The following is a 16,227-nucleotide window of genomic DNA, read 5'->3' as shown; positions in this document are numbered from 1 at the left end:
CGCCCGACGCTGCGCCGTTTCAAGCCGGGCCCGCGCCGCACGGACAGGAGACGTCAGGATGAGCGCACCAACCGCTTCAGACGCTTCGCTTCGCACGCCGCTATCCGGCGACGAACTCGCCCGCATCGACGCGTGGTGGCGAGCCTGCAATTACCTGTCGGTCGGCATGATTTATCTGCGGGACAATCCGCTGCTGCGCGAGCCGCTCGTGGCCGAACACGTCAAACACCGGCTGCTCGGCCACTGGGGCGCGAGCCCGGCGCTGTCGTTCGTGTGGGCGCATCTGAACCGCGTGATCAAACGCGACGACCTCGACGTGATTTTCATGGCCGGCCCCGGCCACGGCGCGCCGGGCGTACTCGGTCCCGCTTATCTGGAGGGCACCTATTCGGAGGTGTATCCGGACAAGAGCGAAGACGTCGAGGGGATGCAGAAGTTTTTCAAGCAGTTCTCGTTTCCGGGCCATATCGGCTCGCATGTGACGCCCGAGACGCCCGGCTCGATCCACGAAGGCGGTGAGCTTGGCTACAGCCTGTCGCACGCTTACGGCGCCGCGCTCGACAACCCCGATCTGCTGGTCGCCTGCGTGATCGGCGACGGCGAGGCCGAAACCGGGCCGCTCGCGACCGCGTGGCATTCGAACAAGTTCATCAACCCCGCGCGCGACGGCACCGTGCTGCCGATCCTGAACCTGAACGGCTACAAGATCGCCAATCCGACGATTCTTTCGCGCATCAGCCACCGTGAACTGAAAGCGCTGTTCGAGGGCTACGGTTATACGCCGCATTTCGTCGAAGGCTCGGACCCCGCGCAACTGCACCAGAAGATGGCCGCGACGCTCGATACCGTGCTCGCCGAGATTCGCGCGATTCACGACTGCGCGCGCGCCGATGGCGCGACCCCCGAGCGGCCGCTGTGGCCGATGATCGTGTTGCGGACCCCGAAGGGTTGGACCGGGCCGAAGGAAATCAACGGCCATAAGGTGGAGGGCACGTGGCGCTCGCACCAGGTGCCGTTTTCCGACGTGCGCGGCAATCCGGCGAATCTGGCGCTGCTGGAAAGCTGGCTGCGCAGCTATAAACCGGCCGAACTGTTCGACGGCGACGGCCGCCTGCTGGCCGAACTGCGCGAACTCGCACCGCGCGGACCGCGCCGGATGAGCGCCAATCCGCACGCGAACGGCGGCCTGCTGCGCCGCGAATTGAAGCTGCCGGACTTTCGCGACTACGCGGTCGAGGTCACGCACGCGGGCGCGGTGCTGCGCGAGAACACGCAGCCGCTCGGCCAGTTCCTGCGCGACACGATGCGCTGCAATATGCGCACCTTCCGCGTGTTCGGCCCGGACGAAACCGCGTCCAACCGCCTGCAATCGATCTACGAGGTCAGCAAGAAAGTGTGGATGGCCGACCGGCTGCCGGAAGACGACGACGGCGGCGAACTCGCGCCCGACGGCCGGGTGATGGAGATGCTCTCCGAGCACACGCTGATGGGCTGGCTCGAAGGTTATCTGCTGTCCGTCCGGCGCGGCTTTTTCCACACGTACGAAGCGTTCGCGCATGTGGTGGACTCGATGTTCAACCAGCACGCGAAATGGCTGGACGTGTGCAAGAACCACGTGCCGTGGCGCGCGTCGGTGGCGTCGCAGAACATCCTGCTGTCGTCGACGGTGTGGCGTCAGGATCACAACGGCTTTTCGCATCAGGACCCGGGCTTTATCGATCTGGTCACCAACAAGAGTCCGTCGGTGACGCGGGTGTATTTGCCGCCGGATGCGAACACGCTGCTCGTCGTCGCGAACGAATGCCTGCGCTCGACCGACTGCATCAACGTGATCGTCGCGGACAAGCAGAAGCACCTGCAATTCACCACGATCGACGAAGCGGTCGTGCATTGCGCGAAGGGGATGGGCGTATGGCGTCGTGCGAGTAACGACGAGAACGCCGAGCCGGATGCGGTAATGGCCTCGTGCGGCGACGTCGCTACCCAGGAAGCGCTCGCGGCCACCGCGATTTTGCGCGAGCGTCTGCCAGAGTTGAGATTGCGTTTCGTGAACGTGGTCGATCTGTTCCGGATGCAGCCGGTGAGCGAGCATCCGCACGGCTCCAGCGAGCGCGAGTTCGACAGCCTGTTTACCGTCGATAAACCGGTGATCTTCAATTTTCACGGCTATCCGTGGCTGATTCACAAGCTCGCGTACCGGTTCCGCAACCACGAGAATCTGCACGTGCGCGGCTACACCGAAAAGGGCAACATCAACACGCCGCTCGAACTGGCGATCCTGAACAAGGTCGACCGCTTCAACCTCGTGCTCGACGTGCTCGACCGGGTGCCGCGGTTGCAGGGCAGGACCGCGCATCTGCGCGAAGACATGAGGAACGCGATCATCCTCAATCTGAATTACGCGCACGAGCACGGCACCGATCGCACCGAAATCTCCGAATGGACGTGGCCGTATTGAAGCGGGCGCTGCATTTAGCCGGTTAATCGAACCGCTTTATCGGACAGCTGTATCGCACCGCTTCACGCTGGCGTCACCGCACCGGGAGTCATCGCCATGCAAGCCCCTCAGCATTCGCTGCGCGTCGAACTGATCGCACCACTGTCGGGCGTGATGGTGCCGCTCGACAGCGTGCCCGACCCGGTCTTCGCGGGCAAGATGGTCGGCGACGGCGTGTCGATCGATCCGACTTCGGACGAACTGCTCGCGCCGCTGGCCGGCAAGATCACGCTGCTGCACGCGTCCCATCACGCGGTGACGATCACCGCCGACAACGGTCTCGAAGTACTGCTGCATATCGGGCTCGACACCGTGCTGCTGCGCGGCGAGGGCTTCCAGCCGCTGGTGAAGCAGGGCGACTCGGTCGCGGCGGGCGCGCCGCTGATCCGCTTCGATCCTGTGGTGGTCGGCGCGAAGGCGGCCAGTCTGCTCACGCAGATGGTGATCGCGAACGGCGAGCGGGTCGCGCGCTACCTGCCCGCGCAAGGGATCGTCAGCGCCGGCACCGACGTCGCGTTGTACCTCGAACTGGTCGCCGGCAGCGCGGCGGGGCAGGCGCCGGACCCGAGCGGCACGGTGCTGTCGGGCGAAATCACGCTGCCGAATCCGGCGGGTCTGCATGCGCGGCCCGCCGCGGTGGTCGCCGCCGAAGCGAAGAAATTCCAGTCTGAGATCCGGCTGTTGCGCCCGGGCGGCACCAGTGTGAATGCGAAGTCGGTCGTCGCGATCATGGGGTTCGCGACCCAGTTCGGCGACAAGCTGCGCGTCGAGGCGCGTGGTCCCGATGCGGCCGAGGCGGCGAGCCGGCTCGCGCGTCTGCTGGCCGAGGGCTCCGGTGAAGAGCCTGGCGCCGCGCCGGCGGCGGCGGTGAATGGTGCTGCGGCGAGTGCAACAGCGAATGCAATCGGAACCGCTGCGGCGAATGCAGTGGCGCCCGCACCGGCCTCCATTCCCGCCGCCGCGCGCGACGCCAACGAATTCTCCGGCGTATCCGCATCGCCAGGCCTCGCGGTCGGCCATGTCGTGCAGTTTCGCCAGCAGGTGATCGAGGTGCGCGAAGCGGGCGAGTCGCCGCCACGCGAACGCGCGCAACTCGAAGCGGCCCGCCACCAGGCGCGTCAACAGATCGAGGCGCTGAAGGCGACGCTCGCCGATCCATCGAAGGCGCAGATTCTCGCCGCCCATCTCGAACTGCTCGACGATCCCGACCTGAACGACATCGCGATCGCTCATATCAGTGCGGGCAAGAGCGCGGCATTCGCGTGGCGCGAAGCGTTCCAGCGCCACGCGAGCACGCTGGAAAAGCTCGACAATCCGCTGCTGCGCGAACGCGCCGGCGATATCCGCGACGTGGGCCGCCGGGTCCTCGCGTTGCTCGCGGGCGCGACCCAGGCGAGCATCGACGTGCCGGCCGAGTCGATCCTGATCGCGGAAGAACTGTCGCCGTCGGATACCACCTCGCTCGATCGCAGCAAGGTACTCGGCTTTTGCACCACGAGCGGCGGCGCGACCAGCCACGTCGCGATTCTCGCGCGCTCGCTCGGCATCCCGGCGATCTGCGGGATCGACGAACGCGCGCTCGACCTCGCCGACGGCACGCCGGTCGTGCTCGACGGTTCGCGCGGCAGCCTGCGGCGCAACCCGAGCGCCGACGAACTCGCAAAGGCGCGCGAGCGCATCGAACGCCAGGCCGCCCGACGCGAGCAGGAGCAACTGGCGGCGGGCAAGCTCGCGATGACCGCCGACGGCCACCGCATCGAAGTCGTCGCCAACATCCGCAACGCGCAGGAAGCGCGCGACGCGGTCGCAGCCGGCGCCGAAGGTGTCGGGCTGCTGCGCTCGGAGTTCCTGTTCGACGCGCGCGACACCGCGCCGACCGAAGACGAACAGGCCGCCGAATACTGCGCGGTCGCCGAAGCGCTGGGGCGCGACCGGACGCTGGTGGTGCGCACGCTCGATGTCGGCGGCGACAAACCGCTGTCGTATCTGCCGCTGCCGAAGGAAGACAATCCGTTTCTCGGTTTGCGCGGCGTGCGGGTGAGCCTCGCGCGTCCCGACATTTTTCGCACGCAATTGCGCGCGATTCTGCGCGCGGCGCCGCTCGGCAAACTGCATGTGATGTTCCCGATGATCGCCGCGATCGAGGAGGTCCTCGCGGCGCGCAAGATCCTGCTCGAAGAAGCCGGCGAGCGCGCAACCGAGGTCAAGGTCGGCGTGATGATCGAGGTGCCGGCCGCGGCGCTGATCGCCGAGCCGCTCGCTCGCGAAGTCGATTTCTTTTCGATCGGCACCAACGATCTCACGCAATACACGCTCGCGATGGACCGCGGCCATCCGCAACTCGCGAAGCAGGCCGACGCGCTGCATCCGGCGGTGCTGCGGCTGATCGGCATGACGGTCGACGGCGCGCACCAGCACGGCAAGTGGGTCGGCATTTGCGGCGGGATTGCATCCGATGCGATGGCCGTGCCGGTGCTCGCGGGTCTCGGCATCGATGAACTGTCGGTCAGCATTCCGGCGGTCGGTTCGATCAAGGCGCAGCTCGCGCGGATCACGATGGACGAAGCGCGTCAGCTCGCGGCCGAAGTGCTGCGGCTGGGCACCGCCGCCGAAGTGCGCGCGCATCTTGCCCGCTTCGCCGAATGAGCATCGGTTGAGCGGATCACGAGGAGACCAGCCATGTTCTCGCAGGCATTCGGAGTGTTGCAGAAGGTCGGCAAATCGCTGATGCTGCCGGTCGCGGTGCTGCCGGTGGCCGGGCTGCTGCTCGGTCTGGGCGCGACCGACTTTCACGGTTACGTGCCGGCCGCCGTGCTCGCGCTGATGAAGAACTCGGGCGACGTGATCTTCGCGAACCTGCCGCTGATCTTCGCGGTCGGCGTCGCGCTCGGCTTTACCGAAAACGACGGCGTGTCCGGCATCGCCGCGACGATCGGCTATCTGGTGATGACCGCGACGCTCGGCGTGATCGCGAAGATCGAGGGGATCGAGACCGACACGATCATGGGCATTCCGTCGATCCAGACCGGCGTGTTCGGCGGGATCCTCGCCGGCGGCCTCGCCGCGTGGATGTTCAACCGCTACTACAGGATCACGTTGCCCGCGTATCTCGGCTTCTTCGCCGGCAAGCGTTTCGTGCCGATCGTGACCGCGATCGGCGCGATCGTGCTCGGCGCGATCCTGTCGTTCATCTGGCCGCCGATCGGCAGCGGCATCCGCGCGTTTTCGCACTGGGCCGCGGTGTCGGATCCGCGGATGGCGGCGACCGTGTACGGCTTCGTCGAGCGACTGTTGATTCCGTTCGGACTGCATCACATCTGGAACGTGCCGTTCTTCTTCGAAATGGGCAGCTACCTCGATCCGAGCACCGGCAAGACCGTGCACGGCGACATCACCCGTTATTTCGCGGGCGATCCGACCGCCGGTATTCTCGCAGGCGCGTTCCTGTTCAAGATGTTCGGGCTGCCGGCCGCCGCGATCGCGATCTGGCATTGCGCGAAGCCGGAGAAGAAGGTGGCGGTCGGCGGGATGATGGTGTCGGCCGCGCTGACCTCGTTTCTCACCGGCATCACCGAGCCGATCGAATTCGCGTTCCTGTTCGTCGCGCCGGTCCTGTACCTGATTCACGCGTGCCTCGCGGCGTCCGCGCAGTTCGTCGCCAATACGCTGGGGATGCGGATGGGCTTCACGTTCTCGCAGGGCGGCATCGACTTTCTGATGTTCAACCTGATCGGCGGCAAGGCGACGCATGCGTGGTACGTGTTCATCCTCGGTCCGATTTATGCGGTCATCTACTACGGCGTGTTCCGCTTCGTGATTCAGCGCTTCAATCTGAAAACGCCGGGACGTGAGGACGATGCGGTCGAAACGCAGGCGGTCACCTCAGGCGGCGTGGGCGGACGCTCGCGCGAGCTGGTGCTGGCTTTTGGGGGCCGCTCGAATATCACGAGTCTCGATGCCTGTATCACGCGCCTGCGGATTTCGGTCAAAGACCCGGCGCGGGTCGACGAACACAAGCTCAAGGCGCTCGGTGCCGCCGGCGTGGTGCGGGTCGGCAACGGCGTGCAGGCGATCTTCGGGCCGCTGTCGGAGAACATGAAGACCGATATGCAGGAGTACCTGAAGACCGCGGGAAGCGAAGCGGATTTGCCGGCGGTGGGTGCGGTTGGCGATGTGGCGGCAGCGGGCGCCGCTGTTGGCGCTGGCGCTGTAGCGGTTGCGGGCACGGCGGCGGCCGCAGCCACTGCCACTGCTACTACCACCGCCGAGACCGCACAACAAACCTCACCCGACGAGACCGCGCGCGCCCAGCAGATTCGCGCGGCATTGGGCGGCGCGGCCAACATCAGGAAACTCGACGCGCTGGCCGCGACCCGCCTGCGCGTCGAAGTACTGGACGCATCGCGGATCGACGCGGCCGCGCTGACCGCCGCGGGCGTGGCCGCGACCCAGGCGTTGAAGAACGGCGCGCTCGATCTGATCGTGGGGCTCAGCGCGGCGAGACTCGCGGGCGCGATGCGTTAGCAGGCAAGCAGGCAGCGGACAGCGGACAGCGGGCAGCGGGCAGCGCGGGCGTGCTAATGCCCGCAGGCTGCCGAACCGGAGCGGAGTACCAGCATGAGCGACATTCCCGCGACCTCCACGGTCGCGCAGCACGGCGCGGCGATGAACGACGCGACCTCTGAGTCAGCCACGGCGCCGTTTCATCAGGACGTCATACGAAATCTGATCTGCCGTCAGGCGCGCTACCCGGACGTCGCGACCCCGCACGACTGGTACATGGCGCTCGCGTACAGCGTGCAGGGCCGCATGCTGGCGCGCTGGGCCGCGTCCACCAAAACCTACGCGGCGCGCGACGTGAAAGTCGCGTGCTATCTGTCGGCGGAATTCCTGATCGGTCCGCAACTGGGCAATAGTCTGCTGAACCTTGGTATGCAGGCCGAAGCGCGCGACGCGATGCGCGCGCTCGGCCAGGACCTCGACGCACTGCTCGCGCTCGAAGAAGAACCGGGACTCGGCAACGGCGGCCTCGGGCGCCTCGCCGCCTGCTATCTGGACTCGCTCGCGACGCTCGAAATCCCCGCGATCGGCTACGGCATCCGCTACGAGTTCGGCATCTTCGATCAGCAGATTCGCGACGGCTGGCAGGTCGAATGCACGGACAAGTGGTTGCAGAAGGGCAACCCGTGGGAAATCGTGCGTCACGATGTCGGCTATTACGTGTCGTTCGGCGGCCACACCGAGAGCACGACCGATGCCGAAGGCCGCTTGCGGGTGCGCTGGATTCCGTCGCGCCAGGTGAAAGGCGTCGCCTGCGATATGCCGATGCAGGGCTATCGGGTGAACACCTGCAACATGTTGCGTCTGTGGAAGAGCGAAGCGGTCGAATCGTTCGACTTTCAGGACTTCAACGCGGGGCAGTACTACCAGGCGGTCGAGGAAAAGGTCGTGTCGGAGACGCTGTCAAAAGTGCTTTATCCGAACGACGAGCCCGATGCCGGCAAGCGCCTGCGTCTCGCGCAGCAGTACTTTTTCGTGTCGTGCTCGCTGCAGGACATGCTGCGCCTGATGGATGCGAAGGGCACGTCGATCGACCGTTTCGCCGATCTGTTCGCCGCGCAGCTGAACGACACGCATCCATCGATCGCGGTCGCCGAACTGATGCGTCTGCTGATCGACGAGCGGCTGCTGTCATGGGATGCCGCGTGGGATCTCACACAACGCACGCTCGCGTACACGAATCACACGCTGTTGCCCGAAGCGCTCGAAACGTGGGGCTTGCCGCTGTTCGCAAACCTGCTGCCGCGCCCGCTCGAAATCATCTACGAGATCAACCGGCGCTTTCTCGACGACGTGCGGCGCCGCTATCCGGGCGACGACGCGCGCGTCACGCGGATGTCGCTGATCGACGAAACCGGCTCGAAGAAGGTGCGCATGGCGCATCTGGCGAGCGTCGGCAGTCATTCGGTCAACGGGGTGGCCGCGCTGCATTCGGACTTGCTCAAGCTCACCGTGCTGCGCGATTTCGCCGGGATGTATCCGGAGCGTTTTCTGAACGTGACCAACGGCGTCACGCCGCGACGCTTTCTGATGCTAAGCAATCCGGGCCTCGCGCGGCTGCTCGATACGACGATCGGCACCGACTGGACCCGCGACCTCGCCCGCCTCGACGCGCTCGCCGCGCATGCCGACGACCCCGCGTTCCACGACGCGTGGCGCGCGATCCGGCGCGACAACAAGGCGGCACTGGCCGCGCGTATCGAAACCGCGACGGGCATCACGGTCGACCCCGACGCGCTGTTCGATATCCAGGTGAAGCGCATCCACGAATACAAGCGCCAGCATCTGAACGCGCTGTACATCATCGATCTGTATAGCCGGCTGCGCCGCAATCCAAACCTCGACGTCGCGCCGCGCTGCTTCGTGTTCGGCGGCAAGGCCGCACCCGGTTACGCGATGGCCAAACTGATGATCCGTCTGATCAACGGGATCGCCGAAGTGGTGAACAACGATGCGGCGCTCAATGGCCGGCTCAAAGTGGTCTTCTATCCGGACTTCAACGTGAAGAACGGCCACTGGATCTATCCGGCCGCCGATCTTTCCGAGCAGATTTCGACGGCCGGCAAGGAAGCGTCCGGCACCGGCAACATGAAGTTCATGATCAACGGCGCGCTGACGATCGGCACGCTCGACGGCGCGAACGTCGAGATTCGCGAAGAAGCGGGCGCGGAGAACTTTTTCCTGTTCGGTCTGACCGCGCAGCAGGTGGAAGAACTGAAGGCGTCCGGCTATCGTCCCGCCGACTACCTGCAACGCAGCGACGCGTTGCGCGACGCGCTCGAACAGATCGCGCAAGGGCGCTTCTCGCGCGGCGACAAGGACATGTTCCGGCCGCTGCTCGATAACCTCGTGCACCACGATCCGTTTCTGGTGCTCGCCGATTTCGCCGCCTACGTGGAGTGTCAGGAGCGCGTGAGCGACGCATGGCGCGACGCGCGGCAATGGACCCGGATGTCGATCATGAACACCGCGCGCTCGGGCAAGTTCTCGTCGGATCGCGCGATCGCCGAGTATTGCGCGCGCATCTGGAACACGCGCGCGGTGAGGATCGATCTTGCTCAGCCCTGAAGCATCCGCGCCGGCGCGCTATCGCACCCGGCCCGGCTCGCGCTTTCCGCCCGGCGCGACGGTCGTGCCGGACGGCGTGAACTTCTGCGTGTTCTGCCGGTACGCGACGCGCGTCGAACTGCTGCTGTACGCGGCGCCGGACAGCGTCGAGCCGTTTCAGGTCGTCGCGCTCAGCGGCGACGCGAATCACCCCTATTTTTACTGGCATGTGCTGGTCGAGGATCTGCCGCTGCGCTGCTGCTATACGTGGCGCGCGTACGGCCCGCTCGGCGTGCCGCAGATGAGCGACGAGGCCGCCAGCCGCAAGGAACTGCTCGACCCGCAGGCGCGCGGCGTCAGCGACCGGCTGTATTCGCGCGAGCTGGCAACGCAGGCCCAGGAGCCGCAAGCGGCGGTCGCGGCCGGCTCGCTCAGAGGCATCGTCACCGAACCGCTGCCGCGCCGCGCGGACGACATCGCGATCCGCACGCTCGACGACGCGATCATCTACGAGCTGCATGTGGGCGGCTTCACGCGGCATCCGTCGAGCGGGGTCCGGCATCCGGGCACTTTCGCGGGCCTGATCGAGAAAATCCCTTATTTGAAGGCACTCGGCGTCACCCATGTCGAGCTGCTGCCGGTGATGGCGTACGACGAACAGGATGTGCCGGCCCAGGTCGCCGCGCTCGGCCTGTCCAATTACTGGGGCTACAGCACGCATAGTTTTTACTGCGCGCATCCGCGCTATTGCGTCGACCCGGCGCGCGCGCCGCAGGAATTTCGCGCGTTGGTCGACGCGTTGCACGAGGCCGGCATTCGCGTGCTGCTCGACGTGGTGTTCAACCACACCGCCGAAGCGGGCAAGAACGGTCCGGTGATCCACTTCAAGGTGTTCGGCAACGACGCGTTCTACCTAGTCGATCCGAATCACCCGCAGCACTATCTCGACTACACCGGCTGCGGCAACACGGTCAACTGCAATCATCCGATGGTGACCGCGTTCATCGTGCGCTGCCTCGAATACTGGGTGCGCGAACTCGGAGTGGACGGTTTCCGCTTCGATCTGGCGAGCGTGTTCGCGCGCGGCGAGAACGGCCAGTTGCTGCACGTGCCGCCGTTGCCGTGGGTGATGGAGGCGTCGTCGATTCTCGCGCGCGTGCCGCTGATCGCCGAAGCGTGGGATGCCGGCGGCCTGTATCAGGTCGGCGCGTTTCCGGGCATGGCGTGGGCCGAATGGAACGGCCGCTACCGCGACATGGTTCGCCGCTACGTGCGCGGCGAGCCGGGTCTTGTCGGCGAGCTGTGCACCTGCATCGCGGGCAGCGCCGATCTGTATCAGGACGACGGCCGGCTGCCGGCGAACAGCATCAACTTCGTCACCTGTCACGACGGTTTTACGCTGAACGATCTGGTCAGCTACGACGCGAAGCATAACGAAGCAAACGGCGACGATAACCGCGACGGCTGCAACGACAACCTGTCGTGGAACTGCGGCGCCGAAGGCGAGACCGGCGACCGCGAGATCGTCGCGTTGCGGTTGCGCCAGGCGCGCAATCTGCTCGCGATCCTGCTGCTCAGCCGCGGCGTACCGATGCTGCTGGCCGGCGACGAAACGCTGCGCACGCAGCGCGGCAACAACAACGCGTACTGTCAGGACAACGAGATTTCATGGTTCGACTGGAATTGTTCCGCCGACGCGCTCGACATGCTGCGCTTCGTGCGCGGAATGATCGCGCTGCGCAAACGCCACCCGAGCCTGCGCGGGCGCCGCTTTCTGACCGGGCGCCCCGCGCCGGGTCAGAGCCAGCCGGACATCGCGTGGCACGGCGAACGGCTCGACGCGCCGCCGTGGGGCGATCCGGCGGCGCGCCTCGTCGCGTTCACGCTTGCGGGCACGGTGAGCGGCGAGCCGATGTTGCACGTCGTCCTGAATATGAACGCCGACGCCCGCGACGCGGCGTTGCCCGCGGCGGACGGCGCGAGCTGGCGGCGCGTCGTCGATACGGCCGAGGCGGCGCCGCGCGATTGCTGCGTGACGGAGCTCGGCACCGCGCGTGTCGAGACGAGTGTCTGCCGCGTGGAAGCGCGCAGCGTCGTCGTGTTCGAAGCGGGGTGACCGCGCTGTCGTCTCGCGCCGCATTGCCGGGTCCATCGTTAGGAGGGGCGGTATGGAAGCAGTCCGAACTTTCCTCGACAGTCAGCCGCTGTTCGCGCTGTTTCTGACCATCGCGCTCGGCTACCTGATCGGCGAGGTCAACATCAAGGGCGTCGCGCTCGGCTCCGGCGCCGTGCTGTTCGTCGGGCTGGCGGTCGGCGCGTTCGCGCCGAAATCCACGCCGCCGGCATTGCTGGGCACGCTCGGGTTGCTGCTGTTTCTATACGGGATCGGCATTCAGTACGGCGCGCAGTTCTTTCGCGGGCTGACCAGCCGCGAGGGCGCGAAGGCGAACGCGGCCGCCTGTCTCGGCGTGATCGCGTCGGGCCTCGTCGCGTGCGGGTTGATCCGCTTCGGCATCACGCTTGCCGATGCGCTCGGGATGTTCGCGGGCAGCGGCACCAGCACCGCGAGCCTGCAGGTCGCGATCGCGTCGATGAAAAGCAACGACGCGGCGGTCGCGTATAGCGTCGCCTATCCGTTCGGCGTGGCCGGGCCGATCCTGTTCATCTACGCGCTCAGCGTCGCGTTGAAGGTCAAGATCGCGAAGCCGCCCGCGAAGCTGATGGAGACCGCGGAAATCGCGCTGCGCAACGCGAGTCTGTTCGGTTTGCGGCTCGCGGAGTTGTCGACCCGCCTGCCGGCCGGCGTCGCGATCGCGGCGGTGCGGCGCGCGCATCACAACCAGCTGCCGAGCGAAGATTTCACGCTGCGCGCCGACGACGTGCTGCTCGCGACCGCCACCGAACGCCGCCTGCTCGACGAAGCCACCGCGCTATGCGGCGAACTCCAACCCGGAAGAATGGCGAGTCATCGCGAGGACCTCGACTATATGCGCGTGTTCGCATCGAACCCGGCGGTGGTCGGCATCGCGCTCGGCAATCTGCGCTTTCCGGACGGCGTGAACTGCTCGATCGCGCACGTGCGGCGCGGCGACGCCGATCTGCTGTCGACGCCCGACCTGATCCTCGAGGCGGGCGACCGCGTCGGCCTGCTGGTCAACCGCGCGCATCAGGCGACGGTGCGCGCGTTCTTCGGCGATTCGATCAAGACCACCGCCGACCTCAGTTTCATTTGCCTGGGCATCGGCGCGGCCGTGGGGCTGCTGGTCGGCGCGATTCCGCTGCGCCTGCCGGGGCTGAGCGCGTTCAGTCTGGGTCTCGCGGGCTTGCTGCTGGTCGCGTTGTGTCTGGGCAAGGCGCGCCGCAGTGGACCGTTCGTGTGGGTGATGCCGCTGTCCGCGAATCTGGTGCTGCGCAATCTCGGGCTGACGATCTTTCTCGCCCAGGTCGGCATCGCGTGCGGACCGAAGTTCATCGCGACCGTGGGCAGCGCCGGGCCGCTGCTGCTGCTCTACGGCGCGATCACGCTGCTGGTGCTGGTCGGCGTGACGGCGGCGTGCTGCCTGTGGCTGTTCCGGCTGCCGTTCGATACGTCGGTCGGTGTGATCTGCGGCGCGACCGGCAATCCGGCGATTCTCGCGTTCGCGAACCGGATCGCGCCGACCGAACAGCCCGACGTCATGTACGCGATGATTTTTCCGTCGATGACCATCGTCAAGGTGCTGTTCGTGCAGATCGCGATTTCGATCGCGGCGGGTTAGAGATGAACCACGCGCACGGCGGTCCGATTTCGATTCGATAAGGAGTCCATCATGGAAGTGGCGATATTCAGCTCGACGCGCTACGAGCGCCAGTATCTCGACGCGGCCAACCAGGCCGGCCAGCACCGGCTGCAATACTTCGACGTCGCGCTGGAGATGGACAGCGTCGGTCTCGCGGCGGGCTACGGCGCGGTCTGCGTGTTCGTCAACGACCGCGCCGACGCGCAGGTGCTGGAGGCGCTGCACAAAGGCGGCACGCGGCTGCTCGCATTGCGTTGCACGGGCTTTAACAATGTCGATCTCGAGGCCGCCGCGCGGCTCGGCATGAAAGTGGTGCGGGTCGTCACGTACTCGCCGAACTCGGTCGCGGAACACGCGGTTGCGCTGCTGCTCGCGATCAACCGCAAGGTTCACCGCGCGTACAACCGCACGCGCGACGCGAATTTCTCGCTCGACGGCCTGACCGGCTTCGACCTGTGCGGCAAGACCGTGGCGGTGGTCGGCACCGGCAAGATCGGCTGCGTGTTTGCGAAGATCATGCTCGGCTTCGGCTGCGAGGTGATCGGTTTCGATCCGTATCCATCGAAGGAATTCGAGGCGTTGGGGCTGCGCTATGTGAAGCCGGGCGAGATCGGCGAGAAGGCCGACATCATTTCGCTGCATTGCCCGCTCACGCCGGCGACGCATCACATCATCAACGCGAAAACGCTGGAGCGCGCGAAGCCGGGCGCGATCCTGATCAACACCAGCCGCGGCGGGCTGGTCGATACCGAGGCGGTGATCGACGCGCTCAAGAGCGGCCAGCTCGGCGGTCTCGGGATCGACGTGTACGAACAGGAGGCGGATCTGTTTTTCCGCGACCTGTCGAGCGAGATCATCACCGACGACGTGTTCCAGCGCCTCGTGTCGTTTCCGAACGTGATCGTCACCGGCCATCAGGCCTATCTGACGCGCGAGGCGCTGACGACCATCTGCGAAACGACGCTCGCCAGCATCGCCGCGTTCGAACACGGGCAGCCGCTGGAGAACGAGGTGAAGGCAGCGTAGCGGCGTACGCTACATCGTCGGCAGCACGGTCGGCGATTCGAGGTGGCTTTCCACCCGCCTGATGCCGGGCACGTTTTCGGCCGCGATGCGGATCGCGCGCTTTTCCTCTTCGGACTCGATCACGCCCCACAGATGCGCGACGCCGTCCTGGACGATCACGCCGTGCTTCGCGAGTCCCCAGCGTTGCCCTTGCATTTCCGCGACGATCGCGTCGCGCAGGCTTGCATCGTCATGCGTGCCGGAATCGACGATCGGCTCGACGCTGGCCAGCGCGCGAATCAGATTCGAGCGGCTGACGATGCCGACGAGGCGGCCGTCGCGCAGCACCGGCACGCGCTTCAGATGGCGGCGCTCCATCAGATCGGCGATCTGCTGCAACGGCATGTCGTCGGGAATCGAGATCACGTGTTCGCACATCACGTCGCCGACGCAATGCCCATGCTCGCGCACGTAGCGGGCGGCTTCCTCGCGCGAAGATGACAGCAGTTCGAGCCACCATCGGCGCTTCGCGTGGCCGGTGCCGTTTTCCACCCGGTGCAGCAGATCGCCCTGGCTGACGATGCCGATGAGCTGGCCGTCGGCGTCGAGCACCGGCATGCCGCTGATGTGATGGTCGACGAACAGTTTTGCTGCGTCGTGGATCGTCATGTCCGGGGTGGCGGTCACGACGGTGGAGGTCATGATGTCGGCTGCGCGCATGTTGGTCCCCTTGCGGGCCGCGACGCGTCCTCAACTGCTGCACCCGTCGCGCGATTCCGGCAGACGCACCGGCGGCGGTTCGCCCGGTGCTGAGGCGCCTGGATAAACAGAGGCCTGCGAAAAATCGACACGCACTGAGTGTAGGTTAACTTTGCTGCGTAGTATGCGCGGCGCGGAAGGTTTTGCCGCTTCGTCATAGGACACAACAGGTTCGAGGCAAACCGTTTTCAGCACATAAATAACAGTACAGTTGGTTCCAACCGCGATTTTTCGCATTGCGTTGCAGCAATTGCGTCACAACGTGGAGCGATTCCGCAGAACACGATGCCGTCGACTTGTCGAGATCGGACATTTGTCCGATTCCGTTGCGGTGCCCGACCGGAGATCATTGTCGCGTTGGAACCTCAAGCAAGCCACGACGCACCCGACCTCGCGCGCCAGGACGGCGAGCAAAGTATTGCAACGTCGGCGTCCGCATCCATTTATAACGAACCGCCCCATGCTGAAATTCTGTCTCTATAGATCGCGTTTTCTGATTGCGCCGCTCGCTGCGGTCCTGCAGTTCGCCGTGCCTCCGTCCGGGAGTGTTGCGGCAGTCAACCAGCCGTTTCTTCCGCTACTCGATATGACGGTTGCGCGCCTGCATATTGCGCGGCAAGTGGCGTTGTCGAAGTGGGACTCGCATAAGCCGGTCGAAGATTTGCCGCGCGAGGCGGATGTGATCCGCGCGGCCTCCGAAGAGGCGCGTGCGCTCGGTCTGCCGGCGGAACTGGCAATGCGTTTCTTCGCTGACCAGATTGAAGCCAATAAACTCGTGCAATACGGGTTGATTGCGCAATGGCATCGAGCAGGACGCGCGCCCGACGACAAACGCGTCGACCTGACGACAGACGTTCGCCCGAAACTGGACCGGTTGCAGCAAGGCATTATTCAAGCACTGGTCGATACGAAGAGCTTGCGTGCGCAACCCGATTGCAATACCCAATTGGCGCGAGCGACGCAAGAATATATCGCTAGTCACGCACTGGATCCGCTGTATGCGATGGCGATGGATCGGGCGCTCGCGCGTGTGTGTCTGGACCACTTTCCGTCAATGTAATTGCGGTTCACGCCGGCGCC

The 16,227-nt window shown here is 65.6% G+C and carries 9 protein-coding genes; 8 read left to right on the top strand and 1 reads right to left on the bottom strand.

Features of this window, described 5'->3' with window-relative positions; genetic code table 11:
- Window positions 1–58 precede the first annotated feature (58 nt).
- From BTH42_RS10680 to BTH42_RS10650, 7 genes are all read left to right on the top strand, one after another.
- A complete protein-coding gene (locus tag BTH42_RS10680; protein WP_075298895.1) occupies window positions 59–2,458 on the top strand; it encodes a phosphoketolase in 2,400 nt (799 codons plus the stop codon).
- 96 nt (window positions 2,459–2,554) lie between these two features.
- Complete coding sequence (ptsP, locus tag BTH42_RS10675) at window positions 2,555–5,143, top strand: phosphoenolpyruvate--protein phosphotransferase (RefSeq protein ID WP_075298893.1); 2,589 nt, start codon at window positions 2,555–2,557, stop codon at window positions 5,141–5,143.
- Between the two features lie 33 nt (window positions 5,144–5,176).
- The gene (gene ptsG, locus BTH42_RS10670; protein WP_075298891.1) at window positions 5,177–7,021 is read left to right on the top strand and encodes a PTS glucose transporter subunit IIBC; all 1,845 of its coding nucleotides are present in this window, start codon (window positions 5,177–5,179) and stop codon (window positions 7,019–7,021) included.
- Between the two features lie 141 nt (window positions 7,022–7,162).
- Window positions 7,163–9,625: a glycogen/starch/alpha-glucan phosphorylase gene (locus tag BTH42_RS10665; RefSeq protein ID WP_218642002.1), complete on the top strand. Its 2,463-nt coding sequence runs from the start codon at window positions 7,163–7,165 to the stop codon at window positions 9,623–9,625.
- A complete protein-coding gene (locus BTH42_RS10660) occupies window positions 9,609–11,720 on the top strand; it encodes a glycogen-debranching protein (RefSeq protein ID WP_372237255.1) in 2,112 nt (703 codons plus the stop codon). Before BTH42_RS10665 ends, BTH42_RS10660 begins: the two co-directional genes overlap by 17 nt.
- 52 nt (window positions 11,721–11,772) lie before the next feature.
- Window positions 11,773–13,362: an aspartate:alanine exchanger family transporter gene (locus tag BTH42_RS10655; protein WP_075298885.1), complete on the top strand. Its 1,590-nt coding sequence runs from the start codon at window positions 11,773–11,775 to the stop codon at window positions 13,360–13,362.
- A 51-nt stretch (window positions 13,363–13,413) separates the two neighbouring features.
- On the top strand, window positions 13,414–14,409 hold the full coding sequence (locus tag BTH42_RS10650) for a 2-hydroxyacid dehydrogenase (RefSeq protein ID WP_075298883.1): 996 nt from the start codon (window positions 13,414–13,416) through the stop codon (window positions 14,407–14,409).
- Window positions 14,410–14,418: 9 nt separating this feature from the next.
- On the opposite strand, the gene BTH42_RS10645 is transcribed toward BTH42_RS10650, so the two are convergent.
- Window positions 14,419–15,108, bottom strand: coding sequence for a CBS domain-containing protein (locus BTH42_RS10645; protein ID WP_075298881.1), 690 nt, complete (start codon window positions 15,106–15,108; stop codon window positions 14,419–14,421).
- Between the two features lie 499 nt (window positions 15,109–15,607).
- On the opposite strand from BTH42_RS10645, the gene BTH42_RS10640 reads away from it, so the two are divergent.
- The gene (locus BTH42_RS10640; protein ID WP_075298879.1) at window positions 15,608–16,207 is read left to right on the top strand and encodes a chorismate mutase; all 600 of its coding nucleotides are present in this window, start codon (window positions 15,608–15,610) and stop codon (window positions 16,205–16,207) included.
- Window positions 16,208–16,227: the final 20 nt, after the last annotated feature.

The sequence above is a fragment of the Burkholderia sp. SRS-W-2-2016 genome (assembly GCF_001931485.1).
GTDB lineage: Bacteria > Pseudomonadota > Gammaproteobacteria > Burkholderiales > Burkholderiaceae > Paraburkholderia.
The sequence above is the reverse complement of the archived record's forward strand: the minus strand, read 5'-3'. Positions and strand labels throughout refer to the sequence as shown.

Coding starts and splice junctions, on each gene's coding strand:
- ptsP (WP_075298893.1), top strand. CDS start 2,555: ATGCAAGCCCCTCAGCATTCGCTGCGCGTCGAACTGATCGCACCACTG.
- BTH42_RS10640 (WP_075298879.1), top strand. CDS start 15,608: ATGCTGAAATTCTGTCTCTATAGATCGCGTTTTCTGATTGCGCCGCTC.
- ptsG (WP_075298891.1), top strand. CDS start 5,177: ATGTTCTCGCAGGCATTCGGAGTGTTGCAGAAGGTCGGCAAATCGCTG.
- BTH42_RS10645 (WP_075298881.1), bottom strand. CDS start 15,108: ATGCGCGCAGCCGACATCATGACCTCCACCGTCGTGACCGCCACCCCG.
- BTH42_RS10655 (WP_075298885.1), top strand. CDS start 11,773: ATGGAAGCAGTCCGAACTTTCCTCGACAGTCAGCCGCTGTTCGCGCTG.
- BTH42_RS10650 (WP_075298883.1), top strand. CDS start 13,414: ATGGAAGTGGCGATATTCAGCTCGACGCGCTACGAGCGCCAGTATCTC.
- BTH42_RS10665 (WP_218642002.1), top strand. CDS start 7,163: ATGAACGACGCGACCTCTGAGTCAGCCACGGCGCCGTTTCATCAGGAC.
- BTH42_RS10680 (WP_075298895.1), top strand. CDS start 59: ATGAGCGCACCAACCGCTTCAGACGCTTCGCTTCGCACGCCGCTATCC.